Annotated in this window: 15 protein-coding genes; 11 read left to right on the top strand and 4 right to left on the bottom strand. The window is 71.4% G+C overall.

The features are described from left to right. The first annotated feature begins 53 nt into the window (after positions 1–53). Genes CIK71_RS09055 through CIK71_RS09045 form a run of 3 tightly spaced genes read left to right on the top strand, consistent with a single transcriptional unit; the run spans position 54 to position 2,427 of the window. Complete coding sequence (locus CIK71_RS09055; RefSeq protein WP_096165035.1) at positions 54–563, top strand: hypothetical protein; 510 nt, start codon at positions 54–56, stop codon at positions 561–563. Positions 564–619: 56 nt separating this feature from the next. Further along, entirely contained in the window at positions 620–1,789 is a 1,170-nt protein-coding gene (locus CIK71_RS09050) for a sensor histidine kinase (protein ID WP_096165033.1), read from the top strand. Then, entirely contained in the window at positions 1,786–2,427 is a 642-nt protein-coding gene (locus tag CIK71_RS09045) for a response regulator transcription factor (protein WP_096165031.1), read from the top strand. The genes CIK71_RS09050 and CIK71_RS09045 overlap by 4 nt, the downstream gene beginning before the upstream one ends. 16 nt (positions 2,428–2,443) lie before the next feature. On the opposite strand, the gene CIK71_RS09040 is transcribed toward CIK71_RS09045, so the two are convergent. The 4 genes from CIK71_RS09040 to tadA form a co-directional block, all read right to left on the bottom strand. Then, a complete protein-coding gene (locus CIK71_RS09040) occupies positions 2,444–3,469 on the bottom strand; it encodes an ABC transporter substrate-binding protein (RefSeq protein ID WP_096165027.1) in 1,026 nt (341 codons plus the stop codon). 38 nt (positions 3,470–3,507) lie between these two features. Continuing rightward, the gene (locus tag CIK71_RS09035; protein WP_096165024.1) at positions 3,508–4,356 is read right to left on the bottom strand and encodes an ABC transporter permease; all 849 of its coding nucleotides are present in this window, start codon (positions 4,354–4,356) and stop codon (positions 3,508–3,510) included. Continuing rightward, positions 4,353–5,138, bottom strand: coding sequence for an ABC transporter ATP-binding protein (locus tag CIK71_RS09030; RefSeq protein ID WP_096165021.1), 786 nt, complete (start codon positions 5,136–5,138; stop codon positions 4,353–4,355). Before CIK71_RS09030 ends, CIK71_RS09035 begins: the two co-directional genes overlap by 4 nt. Positions 5,139–5,325: 187 nt before the next feature. Then, positions 5,326–5,787 carry a tRNA adenosine(34) deaminase TadA gene (gene tadA, locus CIK71_RS09025; RefSeq protein WP_096165018.1) on the bottom strand — a complete coding sequence of 154 codons (462 nt, stop codon included), beginning with the start codon at positions 5,785–5,787 and terminating at the stop codon, positions 5,326–5,328. 132 nt (positions 5,788–5,919) lie between these two features. Here tadA and upp point away from each other — a divergent pair, with 132 nt between their 5' ends. The 8 genes from upp (at position 5,920) to CIK71_RS08985 (ending at position 12,920) form a co-directional block, all read left to right on the top strand. Further along, positions 5,920–6,558: a uracil phosphoribosyltransferase gene (gene upp, locus CIK71_RS09020; RefSeq protein WP_096165016.1), complete on the top strand. Its 639-nt coding sequence runs from the start codon at positions 5,920–5,922 to the stop codon at positions 6,556–6,558. A 135-nt stretch (positions 6,559–6,693) separates the two neighbouring features. Continuing rightward, a complete protein-coding gene (locus tag CIK71_RS09015) occupies positions 6,694–6,996 on the top strand; it encodes an urease subunit gamma (protein ID WP_096165013.1) in 303 nt (100 codons plus the stop codon). 56 nt (positions 6,997–7,052) lie between these two features. After that, positions 7,053–7,589: an urease subunit beta gene (locus CIK71_RS18275; RefSeq protein ID WP_245857430.1), complete on the top strand. Its 537-nt coding sequence runs from the start codon at positions 7,053–7,055 to the stop codon at positions 7,587–7,589. Then, entirely contained in the window at positions 7,582–9,291 is a 1,710-nt protein-coding gene (locus tag CIK71_RS09005; protein ID WP_096165012.1) for an urease subunit alpha, read from the top strand. The genes CIK71_RS18275 and CIK71_RS09005 overlap by 8 nt, the downstream gene beginning before the upstream one ends. Before the next feature lie 2 nt (positions 9,292–9,293). Beyond that, positions 9,294–10,037 carry an urease accessory protein UreF gene (locus CIK71_RS09000; RefSeq protein ID WP_096165009.1) on the top strand — a complete coding sequence of 248 codons (744 nt, stop codon included), beginning with the start codon at positions 9,294–9,296 and terminating at the stop codon, positions 10,035–10,037. Next, the gene (locus CIK71_RS08995) at positions 10,012–10,917 is read left to right on the top strand and encodes an urease accessory protein UreD (protein WP_096165006.1); all 906 of its coding nucleotides are present in this window, start codon (positions 10,012–10,014) and stop codon (positions 10,915–10,917) included. Before CIK71_RS09000 ends, CIK71_RS08995 begins: the two co-directional genes overlap by 26 nt. A gap of 51 nt (positions 10,918–10,968) precedes the next feature. Next, the gene (gene ureG / locus CIK71_RS08990) at positions 10,969–11,739 is read left to right on the top strand and encodes an urease accessory protein UreG (RefSeq protein WP_096165003.1); all 771 of its coding nucleotides are present in this window, start codon (positions 10,969–10,971) and stop codon (positions 11,737–11,739) included. Positions 11,740–12,161: 422 nt separating this feature from the next. Next, a complete protein-coding gene (locus CIK71_RS08985) occupies positions 12,162–12,920 on the top strand; it encodes a winged helix-turn-helix domain-containing protein (RefSeq protein ID WP_096165000.1) in 759 nt (252 codons plus the stop codon). Positions 12,921–13,513: the final 593 nt, after the last annotated feature.

Below are 13,513 nucleotides of genomic sequence, written 5' to 3'. Positions count from 1 at the left end.
CGACAGGCACGCCACGACAGAAGCGCGGCCACCACACCTCGGAAGGACCCCTCATGTTCCAGGACCTCCTCGCCCAGCTCCACACCCTCGTCTCCGGCCTCGAACCATGGCAGCAGGTGCTCGCCCTCGTCCCGGCCGGCGCGATCCCGTTCATCGAGTCCTATCTCGGCAGCTTCCTCGGCTCCTCTCTCGGCATCCACCCGGCGATCGCGATCCCCGCGGCCGTGGCCGGGAACCTGCTCGCGACCTTCGCCGCCATCGCCCTGTCCGGTCGCGCCCGTGACGCGGTCACCGCTGGCCGCAGCCGGCGCACGGGGGCGACGGAGGGCGACGCCCAGCCCTCGCGGTTCCGGCAGAAGGTCGCCACGGCGCTCGAGAAGTACGGGGTGCCGGGCGTGTGCCTGCTGGGCCCGTTCGTCGTCGCCTCCCAGCTGTCCGGCCCTGCGCTGGTGGCCCTCGGTGCCGCCCGCGGCAAGGTGTACCTGTGGATGGGCATCTCGATCATCGCCTGGGGGATCGCCTTCGGCATCTTCGGCAGCCTGTTCCTCGCGGCGATCATCTGAGCCGATAGGCTCCCCACCAGGCCGTCCATCCGTTGGGCGATCATGAGAGGACTGACGTGGACACCACCCTCGGCCGCCAGTGGCGCGTCTTCTACGCGTACACGGCATGGTCCGTCGTCCTCGTGCTGGTGCTGCTCCCGCTGGGCATCGCCCTGTTCCACGGCACGAAGATCCCTGCGCTGCTGGCCGTCCAACCGGCCGCCACCGTCCTCCTCATCGTGCAGATCGCCCTCGGCGCATGGTCGGGCTGGCGCTCCCTGGAGGCGTGGGCCGCGGCGGAGGCCTCCCCCGGCCGGGACCGCTGGGGGATCCGCCGGGTGGGCCGTCTCCCCGTGGACCCGATCCTGCTGGCCGCCCTCGTGCCCGCGGTCCTCATCGGCGGGCTGACCCTGATCGGCGACGCGGATGCTCTCCCCCTGGTCATCTCCCTGTCGACACTCACCACCACGGCCGCCTTCCGCTGGCGGTGGGAGATCGGCATCGCGGGCGTTGCCGTCTTCGCCGTGGCGACCGCCCTGCTGCAGCACTCCGTCCCGCTGGCGATCTCCTGCGGAGCGATCGTGCTCGCCGCGGTGCTCTCGATCCGGCTGTCCCTGTGGCTGGCCGCGATGGTGCAGGAGCTCGACGACGCCCGCGAGGCCCAGGCCCAGCTCGCGGTGGCCGAGGAGCGGCTGCGCTTCGCCCGCGACCTGCACGACGTGACCGGCCGGGACCTCTCGGTGATCGCCGTGAAGGCCGAGCTGGTGGCGCAGCTCGCCGAGCGCGAGGATCCGCGGGCCGTGGACCACGGGCGCGAGGTCGCCCAGATCGCCCGCACCTCCCTCTCCGAGATCCGGGCCCTGGTGCGCGGCTATCGGGAGGCGGATCTGGCCACCGAGCTGCGCGGCACCGCCTCCCTGCTGCGCTCCGCCCACGCGGAGGTCACGATCCACGGTGAGGCCGACGACGTCCCGGTACGGCACGCCGGCACCGCGGCCTGGGTGCTGCGCGAGGGCGGCACCAACATCCTGCGCCATGCCGATCCGTCGGCCGTGACGATCACCCTCTCACCGGGCGGTGTCACCCTGGTCAACGACGGCTCCCCCGGGCCCGACGAGGTCCTCGAGGGCAGCGGGCTGATCGGGATGCGGGAGCGGCTCGGCGCAGGCTCCGCCCTGAGCATCCACCGCGAGAGCGGCACCTTCACCCTCGATGTCCGCTTCGATGCCCTGGGAGGCGACCGATGACTCCTGATCCCGCCGACGCTGCCGCCTCGGCCCCGCTGCGCGTGATCCTCGTCGACGACGAGAACCTGATCCGTTCGGCGCTGGCCACGATGCTCTCCCTCGAGGACGACCTCGACGTGCGCGGGGAGGCGGCGACGGTCACCGACGGCGTGCGCCTCGCGCGGTCCGCGCAGCCCGACGTCGCGGTGCTCGACCTCCAGCTGCCCGACGGGGACGGGCTCGAGCTCGCCGCCCGGATCGCGGAGGTCTCCCCGGCCACCCGCTGCCTCCTCGTCACCTCGCATTCCCGCCCCGGGTACCTCAAGCGGGCGCTGGCCCAGGGCGTGCTGGGCTTCCTGCCCAAGACGACGTCGGCGGATCAGCTGGCCCGTGCGGTGCGCTCCGTGGCGTCCGGGCGGCGGGCGATCGATCCGGAGCTCGCGGCGGAGACGATCTCCTCCGGGGACTCCCCGCTCACGCCGCGGGAGTCCGACGTGCTCGAGTACGCGGCGGACGGTGCCGCGATCGAGCAGATCGCCCGCCGCGCGCACCTCGCCGAGGGCACGGTGCGCAACTACCTCTCCAGCGCCCAGGCGAAGCTGCAGGCCGCGAACCGGCACGAGGCGGTCGCCCTCGCCAGGCGCCAGGGCTGGATCTGAGCAGGACCGGGGGGAGTCAGGCGGAGGCGCCCTCGGCGAAGCTCGCGTCGACCACGGTGGAGACATCGATCGGATCGGTGTAGGTGATCTGCTCGGCGTCGATCCACACCGTCTGCATCGTCTCGAGCTGGTCGGGCTGCGGGGAGAGGTCGGGCAGGTAGGTGTACATCGGCGAGGCCTTGAGCACGTCGACCGCCTGGCCGAGGGTGTCGGCCAGGATCTGGTAGACCTCGTCGCTCTGCTCGCCGTCCGCGGAGAGCTCCTGCGCACCCTGGGCGAGAGCCGTGAAGAACGCCTGGGCGTGCTCAGCGCCGACGAACGTCTCGGAGTACAGCACGCCGGTGCCGGTGGTGCCCTTCTTCGGCACGGCGAGCGGGGAGGCGACACCGGCCTCCTCCATCGCGGTGGAGAAGGGGGCCGACGGGGTCGCCGCGTCCACGGAGCCGTTGGTGAGGGCGGGCTCCTGGTCCGGGGTGGAGAGATTGGAGACCTCGACATCGTTCAGCGTCAGGCCCTCCTCCTCGAGCATCGCGGCGAGCAGGTAGCCCCCGGTCGCGCCGGGCCCGCCCGCCACGCCGATCTTGCGTCCCTCGAGGTCCGCGACCGAGGAGATCGAGCCGTCGTCGAGCAGCTCCTGGCTGACCTCGAGCGCCGTCGGGGAGTTCTCGGGGTCGCCCGGGGAGATGCCCATGGAGCCGACGATCTTGAAGGCGAGGCCCTGGTCCAGGGCGTTGAACATGCCGGCGCTGAAGCCCGCGATCATCACGTCGAGCTGGTCGTTGGCGAGCATCGGGATGCCGTCCTGGCCGGACTTCAGCGGCGTCAGCTCGAGGGTGAGCCCCTCGGCCTCGAAGAAGCCCTTCGCGTCGGCCACGTACAGCGGAGCGAAGAGGGAGGAGGCCACATGGCCCACGCGGACCGTGCCGGAGCCCGAGCCGTCGCCGGAGCCGGAGTCCTCGCCGGTCACGGCGGGCCCGCACGCGGCGAGCGCTCCGCCGACGGCGGTCGCGGAGGCGAGGGAGAGGAGTGTGCGTCGTCGCATGGGGTGATCCTTCGGTAGAGGGGTCGGGGCGGCGTGGGTCAGCCGCGGCGCCAGGGCAGCAGCAGCTTCTCGGACCGGCTGAGCAGTGCGGTGAGGACGGCGCCGATGATGCCGATCACCAGCAGCCCCACGTAGAGCTTCTCCGGGATGAACAGCTGCCAGGAGTTCCAGATCAGGTAGCCCAGGCCGGTCTCGGAGGCGCCGGTGAACTCGACGGCGGTGACCACCACGACGGCGGTGCCGGTGGCGGTCTTCAGCCCGGAGAACACGAAGGGCATCGCCCCGGGCAGCACCACGAAGCGGAAGCGGTCGAAGCCGGTGGCCCCGTAGGCGGTGCCGGCCTCGAGGAGCTTGCGATCGATCGCCCAGACGCCCGAGACGGACGCGATCTGCATGACGAAGAAGGTCGTGATGAACACGGCGATGATCTTGGGCAGCTCGGTGGGGCCGAAGATCATCAGCAGGATCGGGAAGATCGCGATCTTCGGCAGCGGGTACAGGGCGCTGAACAGCGGGCCGAGCGTGGCGTTCAGGGCGCGGGAGGAGCCCATGAGCAGGCCCATCACGATGCCGGCGATCGCGCCCAGCCCGCCGCCGAGCAGCAGCCGCACGAGGGTGGGGGCGGTGTGCGCCCACAGCTCGCCGCTGCGCACCATGTCGATGCCGGCGGCGAGGATCCGGGTGGGCGCCGGGAAGAAGCGCGGATCGATGATCAGCATCCGGGCGCTCACCTCCCACAGCAGCACGAGCACGATCGGCGCGGCGATCGAGAGGGTGAGGTCCCGGTAGCGCAGGCGGCGGTCGCGCTCACGCTGCGCGCGGGCGGCGACGAGGGTGCGCCGGGCGCGCTCGTCCTCGACGGACGGGGCGCTGTCGATGGTGCTCATGAGGTCTCCTCGGCGGCGCGCACGTCCTCGCGCAGCAGATTCCAGATCCGGGAGCGCAGCTCGCCGAACTCCGGGCTGCGCTCGATGTCGAAGGAGCGGGGGCGCTCGAAGGGCACGGCGAGGTCCTCGCGCACCGTGCCGGGGCGGCCGGACATGACGATCACCCGGTCGCTGAGGATGATCGCCTCGTCGATGTCGTGGGTGACCATGAGGACGGTCTTGCGCTCGGCCTCCCACAGGGCGATGAGCTCTTCCTGCATGAGCATCCGGGTCTGCGCGTCCAGCGCCCCCAGCGGCTCGTCCATGAGCAGCACCGGGGATCCCGTCGCGAAGGCGCGGGCGATCGCGACGCGCTGGCGCATGCCGCCGGAGAGCTGATGGGGGTAGGAGTCGGCGAAGGCCTCCAGACGCACGCGCCGCAGCCAGTCCTGGGCGATCTCACGGCGCTCGCGGGCGCCCGTCCCGGTCATGCGCAGCCCGAAGGAGACGTTGTCCTGCACCGTCATCCACGGGAAGACTCCGTGCTCCTGGAACACGAAGGCGGCGGGCACGGGGTGGTCGGCGCCCCTCATCGTCACCTCGCCCACGGTGCGCTCCTCGAGGCCGCCGAGGATCCGCAGGAACGTGGACTTCCCGCACCCCGAGGGGCCGACGATGCAGGTGAAGGACCCTGGTTCGACGGTCAGGGAGAAGTCCTCGAGGGCCCATACGGGCTCGCCGCCGGAGAAGAAGACCTTCGAGACGTCCTCGGCGACGACGGTCGCGTGATCGACGGGATGCATACGGCTCCTCCACCGTGCTGCGGGGTCGGCGTCGGTGTCGGCGTCTGCAGCAGGTCGGTGCGGGTCTCGGGACGAGTGGGGATGACCGCCCCACTGTAGGCAGGCGAGCGCCTCCCTCCACCCGTCATCTCAACGGACGGACGCGATGAGACACCGGTCTCGCGAGGGCGGGCGGCGGCGCCGTGGCTCACCGCTTCCGGCGGGAGCGGAAGAAGTCTCGCAGCAGGTCGCCGCATTCCTGCTCCCGCACCCCGGTGGTGAGCTCCACGCGATGGTTCAGCCGCGGCTCGCGCACCAGGTCGTAGAGGGATCCCGCCGCGCCAGCCTTGGGATCCATCGCTCCGACGACCAGGCGGCGGGTACGGGCCAGCACGATCGCGCCCGCGCACATCGTGCACGGCTCGAGGGTGACGACGAGCGTGCAGCCGGTGAGGTTCCAGCGCCCGGTGGTTGCCGCTGCCCGGCGCAGGGCGAGGATCTCGGCGTGCGCAGTGGGGTCCTCGTCGGCCTCCCGACGGTTCCCGGCGGTCGCGAGCACCTCGCCGTCGGGCCCCACGACCACCGCCCCGATCGGGACGTCGGCCGGCTCGCGGTCCCCGGCCGCCCGTGCCTCGTCGATCGCCAGGCCCATCAGCTCGTCATCGGTCATGGGGTCATTGTCGCGTGCCCCGTACCCCGTCCACCGCGCCCGTCCTCCGCGCGGCGTGTGATTCACCTCGGCCCGTCGCCGACTGGGGCGAACCGTGCTGCCGAAGGCGCACCCTCCGGTAGATTCGCCCCTATGCGCGTATTGGAGATCGACCACCCCCTCGTTGCCCACAAGCTGTCGGTGCTGCGCAATCGCGCCACCCATTCCTCGGTGTTCCGCCAGCTCGCCGATGAGCTGGTGACCCTGCTGGCCTACGAGGCCACCCGCAACGTCTCCGTCGCCCCGGTCCAGATCGAGACCCCGGTGACCACGATGACCGGCACCCGCCTGTCGAACCCCAAGCCGATGGTGGTGCCGATCCTGCGCGCCGGCCTCGGCATGCTCGACGGCCTCACCCGCCTGCTGCCCACCGCCGAGGTGGGCTTCCTGGGCATGGTGCGCAACGACGAGACCCTCGAGGTCACGACGTACGCGAACCGCTTGCCCGAGGATCTCTCCGGCCGCCAGTGCTTCGTGCTGGATCCCATGCTGGCCACCGGTCACACCCTGATCGCCGCCTGCGAGTACATGCACGAGCGCGGCGCCAAGGACATCACCTGCGTGACCCTGCTGTGCGCCCCCGAGGGGCTGAAGGCGATGCAGGAGCAGCTCGATCCGGCGATCGACCTCACGGTCGTCACCGCCGCGATCGACGAGAAGCTCGACGAGAACGGCTACATCGTGCCCGGGCTGGGCGATGCCGGCGACCGTCTCTTCGGGGTCGTCGACTGACTCCCGACCCTCCGCGAAAAGGCCGCCTCGGGCAGACTGCACACAGTCCGCATGCAGGCGGCCTTCTCGCATTGACCCTCGCACGACCAGGGGTCATGATGAGCTGATTGGTCTCACCAAGCAGCTGGAGGTCCCATGTTCCTGAGTGTCCACGAGCAAGAACGCCTCATGGTCCATGTCGCCGGGAAGCTCGCCCTGGAGCGCAAGGAGCGGGGGCTGAAGCTGAACCTCCCCGAGGCGACGGCGCTGCTCACCTCCTACCTGCTCGAAGGCGCGCGGGACGGCCAGTCGGTCGCCGACCTCATGGAGGGCGGGCGCTACGTGCTCGACCGCGAGGACGTCATGGAGGGTGTGCCGGAGATGCTCGCCCAGGTGAAGGTCGAGGCCACGTTCCCTGACGGGACCAAGCTCGTCACCGTCACCGATCCCCTGCAGTGAAGGAGGCGTGATGAGCAACGAGAACCCCCCCGCAGGATCCGGCCGACGCTCCGTCGATGGAGGAGAATCCCTTCGACAACCCGGAGCTGTCCCCGGAGGATGCCCCGGAGTCCGCAGAGCCCGCCGCGCATACGACGGACGACCCCGGCCGTGAGTACGAGCAGGACGAGAGCCGCGGCCATTCCGGCGTCGGCGCCCCCAGCGAGCCGCGCCGCTCCGGCACCAGCAGCCGCCAGGCTCCCCGCCGCACCAGCGACGACGTCGTGGACCACCGCGCTCCGGTCGTCCCCGGCGAGATCCTCCTGGCCGATGGCCCCGTCCTCATCAACGAGGGCGCCGAGCCGATCACACTGCGAGTCGTGAACTCCGCCGACCGTCCGATCCAGGTCGGCTCCCATTTCCACTTCGCCGAGACGAACCCTGCCCTCGACTTCGACCGCAGGGCCGCCTGGGGCAAGCGACTGAACATCGTCTCCGGAGGCGCCGTACGGTTCGAACCCGGGGCCGACGAGGACGTCCAACTGATCGATATCCGCGGCCGACGCATCGCGCTGGGCTTCCGCGGGGAATCCGGAGGTCCGCTCGATGACTGAGGTCAGCCGTTCAGAGTACGTCGCCAGCTACGGCCCCACGGTCGGGGACCGCATCCGCCTGGCGGACACCGACCTGGTGATCCAGGTCGAGAAGGACTACTACGTCGGCGGGGACGAGGCCGTCTTCGGCGGCGGCAAGTCGATCCGCGAATCCATGCTGCAGTCGGCGCGCTCGCGCTCCGAGGGCACTCCGGACCTGGTCATCACCGGTGTGGTGATCCTCGACCACTGGGGCATCGTCAAGGCCGACGTCGGCATCCGCGACGGGAAGTTCTGCGGGATCGGCCGCGCCGGCAACCCCGATGTGATGGACGGGGTCGACGAGAACCTCGTGATCGGCCCGTCCACCGAGGTCATGGCCGGCAACGGCATGATCATGACGGCCGGCGGGATCGACACCCACGTCCACTACGTCACCCCCGACCAGCTGCAGGTGGGCCTGAATGCGGGCATCACCACCGTCATCGGCGGCGGCACCGGACCGGCCGAGGGGTCGAAGGCCGCGCTCGCCACCCCCGGCGCCTGGTGGCTGGAGAAGATGTTCCAGGGCCTGGACCCGTGGCCGGTGAACTTCATGTTCCTGGGCCGCGGCAACGCCATGAACGACGAGGCCCTGCTGGAGCAGGTGCGCGCGGGCATGGGCGGGTTCAAGATCCACGAGGACTGGGGCGCGACCCCGGCCGTGATCGATCGGACCCTGAAGATCGCCGATGCCACCGGGGTGCAGGTCGCGATCCACTCCGACACCCTCAACGAGGCCGGCTTCGTCGAGGACATGCTCGCCGCGGTCAAGGGCCGTACCTTCCACGCCTTCCACACCGAGGGCGCGGGCGGCGGTCACGCACCGGACATCATCAAGGTCGCCAGCGAGCTGAACGTGCTGCCCGCCTCGACGAACCCCACGCGCCCGTACACGGTCAACACTGTGGACGAGCACCTGGACATGGTGATGGTCGCCCACCACCTGAACCCGCAGATCCCCAACGACCTCGCCTTCGCGCAGTCTCGCGTGCGGGCCGGGACGATCGCCGCGGAGGATGTCCTGCAGGACATGGGCGCGCTGTCGATCATGAGCTCGGACTCGCTCGCGATGGGCCGCATCGGCGAGACGATCATGCGCACCTGGCAGACGGCGCACCAGATGAAGAGGGTGCGCGGCCTGCTCGAGGGCGACACCCTGGCGGACAACCACCGTGCCCGCCGCTACGTCTCGAAGTACACGATCGCCCCCGCGGTCGCGCACGGCATCGACCAGCACGTCGGCTCCATCGAGGTCGGCAAGCTCGCCGACTTCGTGCTCTGGCAGCCCGCCCTGTTCGGCGTCCGCTCCCAGGCCGTGTTCAAGGGCGGGATGGCGGCGGTCGCCGCGATCGGCGACCCCAACGCGTCGATCCCGACCCCGCAGCCCGTGCAGGGCCGGCTCGGCTTCAGCGCGCACACCAAGGCCGCGGGCGCCACCAGCTACGCCTTCGTCTCCGAGATGGCGATGGAGAACGACGTGGTCGAGCGGATGGGGGTCGAGCACGAGATCGTGCCGATCACCTCGACCCGCGGCGTCACCAAGGACGATCTGCCGCTGAACACCGCCCGTCCGAAGATCGAGGTCGATCCCGACACCTATGCGGTGCGGATCGACGGCGAGCTGATCGAGCACGAGCCCGCGGAGTTCGTGCCGATGGCCCAGCGGTACTTCCTGTTCTGACGATGCTCACCACCCCCACCCCCGGGCCCGACCGCAGTGCAGCCCTGCTGCTCCTGAGCGATGGCCGCCTCCCCGCCGGCGGCTACGCCCACTCCGCAGGGCTCGAGCAGGCGATCGCCCGGGGATGGGTGCGCGATGCGACCACCCTCGGCGACTACCTGCGCGGCCGGATCCACACCACGGGCCTGGTGAGTGCCTCGTTCGCGGCCGCGGCGCAGCACCGCACGGCGTCGGCGATGGAGGCCGGGGACGCCGGGGGGACCGAGGGCCTCGCTCCGCTGGGGGCGGCCCTGGCAGGGCTCGACCGCGAGCTCGTGGCCCGCACCCCCTCGCCCGCCCTGCGACGGATCGCGAGGGACCTCGGCAGGATGCTGCTGCGGGCGATGCGCTCGATCGCCCCGTCGACCCAGCCCGTGCTGGACGCCGCCGGCCCCGTGCTGCAGCAGCCGATCGCCTACGGCACGGTCGCTGCGGCCCTCGGGCTCACCGCCCGCGACGCCGCCGGGCTCGTGCTCTACGAGGCGGCGGCCACGCCGGCCGTCGCCGCCGTCAAGCTGCTGAGCATCGATCCCTTCGCCACCCACCGCTGCCTCGTCGGGCTCGCCCCCGAGCTCGACGAGCTGGCCGAGCGCGCCGCCGCGTTCGCCACCGCCGACGCCCGCGACCTGCCGGCGCTCGCCGCTCCTCTCTCCGACATCGCTGCTGAGCTGCATACGAACCATGACCAGCGTCTCTTCGCCTCCTGAGGTGCTGTCGGGCCTGCCCGACTTCGCCCGCACCGACGCCTCCGGGCCCCGCCGCCGCACCCATCGCGGCTCCTTCCTGTGCCATGCCGTCATCGCCACCGAGCTGCGAGCAGGCCGCACCCGCATCGCGCGCCTGCGGGCCGACACCCCGCTGTCTCCTCGGCCGACGATCGCCAGCGGCGTGGAGCCGTACGTCCGCGGCGGCGACGCCGCCCGGATCCGGATGTCGACCAGCGCGGCGGGCCCCGTCGGCGGCGACACCTATCTGCTGGACATCCATGTCCGCGAGGGGTCCACCCTCGTGATCCGCGACGTGGGCGCCACGCTCGTGCTTCCGGGGCCGCACGGCGAGAGGTCCCGTTGGATCACCCGGCTGCGCGTCGACGAGGGCGCCACCTGCGTATGGATCCCCGAACCGGTGATCGCCGCCGCCGGCTGCCGCCACCACCACGTGATCGACGCGGACCTCGCCGAGGGGGCGTGCCTGTTCTACCGCGAGGAGCTGGTGCTGGGCCGCCACCGTGAGGAGCCCGGCTCGCTGTCCGCCCACCTCTCCGTGCGCCGCGGCGGCGCGGCCTCGGTGGTGCAGCAGCTCGACCTCGGACCTGCCGCCATCGGCGCGAGCGCCACCAGCGTGTTCGGTGCGCATCGCGCACTGGGCAACGTGATCGTGGCGGACCCGGACGGCGCCCCCGGGCCCGCGGCCGCCGCGCCGGACACCGGCAGCGCCGTGATGCGCCAGGACCCGTCCTGCGTGCAGATCACCGCCGTCGGGGAGGACCTCCCCGCCCTGCGCACCCGCCTCGACACCGCGATGGGCCTGCTCGGAGAGCCGTGGGCGGCACCGGACCCCCCGGGGTGGTCCGCCATCCCGCGCTGAGCCCTCGCCACCTGATCCATCATCTCCACCGTCGATCCCAGGAGGACCCGCATGACCACCACCGACGCCACCACCAGCACCACCACCAGCGCCCAGCCCCGCCGCGCCCTGCGCCTCGGCGTCGCCGGACCCGTCGGCACCGGGAAGAGCTCGACCATCGCGAGCCTCTGCCGCGCCCTGGCCGACGAGTTCCGCATCGGCGTGATCACCAACGACATCTACACCGATGAGGACGCCCGCTTCCTGCGCGCGGAGGGCGTGCTGCCCGAGGAGCGGATCCGCGCGGTCGAGACCGGCGCCTGCCCGCACACCGCCATCCGCGACGACGTCACCATGAACCTGCTCGCGGTCGAGGACCTCGAGCGCGATTTCGATCCGCTGGACATCGTGCTGGTCGAATCCGGCGGGGACAACCTCACCGCGACCTTCTCCCCGTCCCTCGTCGACGCCCAGCTGTTCGTGCTGGACGTCGCCGGCGGCGGCGACGTGGCCCGCAAGGGCGGCCCCGGCATCGGCCGCGCCGACCTGCTGGTCGTCAACAAGATCGACCTCGCCCCCTATGTGGACGTCGACGTCGAGCAGATGCTCGCCGACGCCACCGACGCCCGTGAGGGACGCGCCGTGCTCGGCGTCTCCCGCAAGCAGCCGGAGACCGTCGAGGTGCTCGGCCAGTGGGTGCGCGACATGCATTCCACTTTCCGCGAGGGCGGGCACACCCCGCAGGACCCGGGCCCGATGGCGCCGCATTTCCACGCCGACGAGAGCGGCGAGGGCGGCTACGTGCACAGCCACGATGACGGCGAGCCCGCGCACCAGCACTGATCCGCTCGCGCGCAGCACCGCGCGCACGACTCGACGCACCCTCCGATACGCCGGTGGCAGGCACAGCTCTGCGGCCGGCGTATCGCCATGTGAACACCCCCTTGCCCCGCCCGGCGACACGAGGCATGCTCTGGGACATGACATCGATCGCTGTGCATTGTGAGGCCACCCGCCGGGTGGCCCGCGACGCCATGCGCCGAATGATGTTCATGATGATGATGCCGATGATGCATCGTCAGCCGAGCCTCTGAGTGCTCTGGACGCCTTCGGGGTCGGCTGACAGGAGCCGGCCGGAAGGCGCGGGCTCCAGGTGCCACCGGGAGCACACCCCCTGATCCGATCCGCCTCACGGCGTAGATCCCAGGGATCCCGGGTCCACCAGCCGCCGCGCAGAACGCGCCGCACCTCGGAGAACCCTCATCATGACCATCACCCTGGATCGCCCCACCACCGCCCGATACGCCACCTCCGCCCGCACCGGCCACCGTGACGGCTCCACCGCCCGGCCGCAGGGTTCGGAGGAGGGCGTGACCATCACGCTGTCCGTGACGCTCCCGGCCGGCACCGGCGACGTCGAGTCCGCACTGATCGCCGACGACCTGCGCACCCACGCCCAGCGTCTCGTCACGACCCGCGGCGGCCGCACCACCGTCGCGGTGAACAGCCCCAACACCTTCTCCGCGACCGGCCCCGCCGCTCGCAACGCCCGCACGCTGCCGCCGCGCAGCCGGTCGGCCGCTGCAGTCAGCCCGCTGCGTCCCCGCCGCGCCGGGATCGTCTCGCCGAACTCGCCGGCCCGTCGCGACGCCGAGACCGCCCGTCGCCGCGCCCTGCAGGCCACGGCGGTGAGCCCGTCCAGCCCGTCGATCGCGGTCGAGGACAGCCTGGTGATCGACCTGTTCGGCCGTCGCGTGCGGATCGACGGACAGGACGTGGACTTCACCTACAAGGAGTTCGAGCTGCTCGCGCAGCTGGCCCGCTCCTCGCGGCGCACGATCTCTCGCGAGGAGCTCATGGAGACGGTCTGGGCGGAGTCGCCCGAGGACACCGGGGAGCGCACGGTCGACGTGCACGTGCGCCGTGTGCGCACGAAGCTGGGCCGCTACCGTCGCCTGATCTCGACCGTCCGCGGTTCCGGCTACCGCCTGGACCCGGGCAGCGACGTCGCGATCCTCGGCTGATCACTGCTCGCGCGTCCCGCCGGCCTGCGGGACGCGCAACGGCGGGCGCGACGAGTGCTCCGCGCCCGGAAACAAGCTCCGACATCAGGTCCCGGAAAAGGGACGAGCGGCCCGGAGCGCACAACCGACAACATCGGGGGCTCACGGACCGCTCGTCAGGCCTGTCGTCCGTCAGGGGTGGGTGCGGGCGAACAGGCTGGACGGGCTGCCGAAGTGGGGGAACCTGGCGTATTGCCCGTCCGGCCGCCTCCCATGAGGGGGGTCGTGGAAAGCGGCACATCTCTTAAATTTTCAACGTACTCACCGTTCAGGCCGGAACATTACCACTCCCGACAGAGGAACGAGGCCCTCTGCATCGAGTGCGGTCCGCGCCGCCGGGGCGGTGAGCCGTACGCGCCCACTCTAGGCCCTCCTGCGCCACATGTAAACGCGCCAGGACTCGCTGTTTTCGCAGGTGACATGCAGGAAACTGGACACCTGCCCACGGTGTGCCGGAGCCGATGGCAGCGTCATGGAAGCGCAAAAACTGATGGCGGCACGGCGGTTCTCCCGCGCTCCGCAGAGGGCTCCCGAGTTGAGTCCCGCATAGTGGT

This window comes from Brachybacterium alimentarium, from assembly GCF_002332425.1.
Lineage (GTDB): Bacteria > Actinomycetota > Actinomycetes > Actinomycetales > Dermabacteraceae > Brachybacterium > Brachybacterium alimentarium.
The sequence above is the reverse complement of the archived record's forward strand: the minus strand, read 5'-3'. Positions and strand labels throughout refer to the sequence as shown.

Coding starts and splice junctions, on each gene's coding strand:
- CIK71_RS09055 (WP_096165035.1), top strand. CDS start 54: ATGTTCCAGGACCTCCTCGCCCAGCTCCACACCCTCGTCTCCGGCCTC.
- CIK71_RS08985 (WP_096165000.1), top strand. CDS start 12,162: ATGACCATCACCCTGGATCGCCCCACCACCGCCCGATACGCCACCTCC.
- CIK71_RS09045 (WP_096165031.1), top strand. CDS start 1,786: ATGACTCCTGATCCCGCCGACGCTGCCGCCTCGGCCCCGCTGCGCGTG.
- CIK71_RS09035 (WP_096165024.1), bottom strand. CDS start 4,356: ATGAGCACCATCGACAGCGCCCCGTCCGTCGAGGACGAGCGCGCCCGG.
- tadA (WP_096165018.1), bottom strand. CDS start 5,787: ATGACCGATGACGAGCTGATGGGCCTGGCGATCGACGAGGCACGGGCG.
- ureG (WP_096165003.1), top strand. CDS start 10,969: ATGACCACCACCGACGCCACCACCAGCACCACCACCAGCGCCCAGCCC.
- CIK71_RS09030 (WP_096165021.1), bottom strand. CDS start 5,138: ATGCATCCCGTCGATCACGCGACCGTCGTCGCCGAGGACGTCTCGAAG.
- CIK71_RS09000 (WP_096165009.1), top strand. CDS start 9,294: ATGCTCACCACCCCCACCCCCGGGCCCGACCGCAGTGCAGCCCTGCTG.
- CIK71_RS09040 (WP_096165027.1), bottom strand. CDS start 3,469: ATGCGACGACGCACACTCCTCTCCCTCGCCTCCGCGACCGCCGTCGGC.
- upp (WP_096165016.1), top strand. CDS start 5,920: ATGCGCGTATTGGAGATCGACCACCCCCTCGTTGCCCACAAGCTGTCG.
- CIK71_RS09005 (WP_096165012.1), top strand. CDS start 7,582: ATGACTGAGGTCAGCCGTTCAGAGTACGTCGCCAGCTACGGCCCCACG.
- CIK71_RS18275 (WP_245857430.1), top strand. CDS start 7,053: ATGGAGGAGAATCCCTTCGACAACCCGGAGCTGTCCCCGGAGGATGCC.
- CIK71_RS09015 (WP_096165013.1), top strand. CDS start 6,694: ATGTTCCTGAGTGTCCACGAGCAAGAACGCCTCATGGTCCATGTCGCC.
- CIK71_RS08995 (WP_096165006.1), top strand. CDS start 10,012: ATGACCAGCGTCTCTTCGCCTCCTGAGGTGCTGTCGGGCCTGCCCGAC.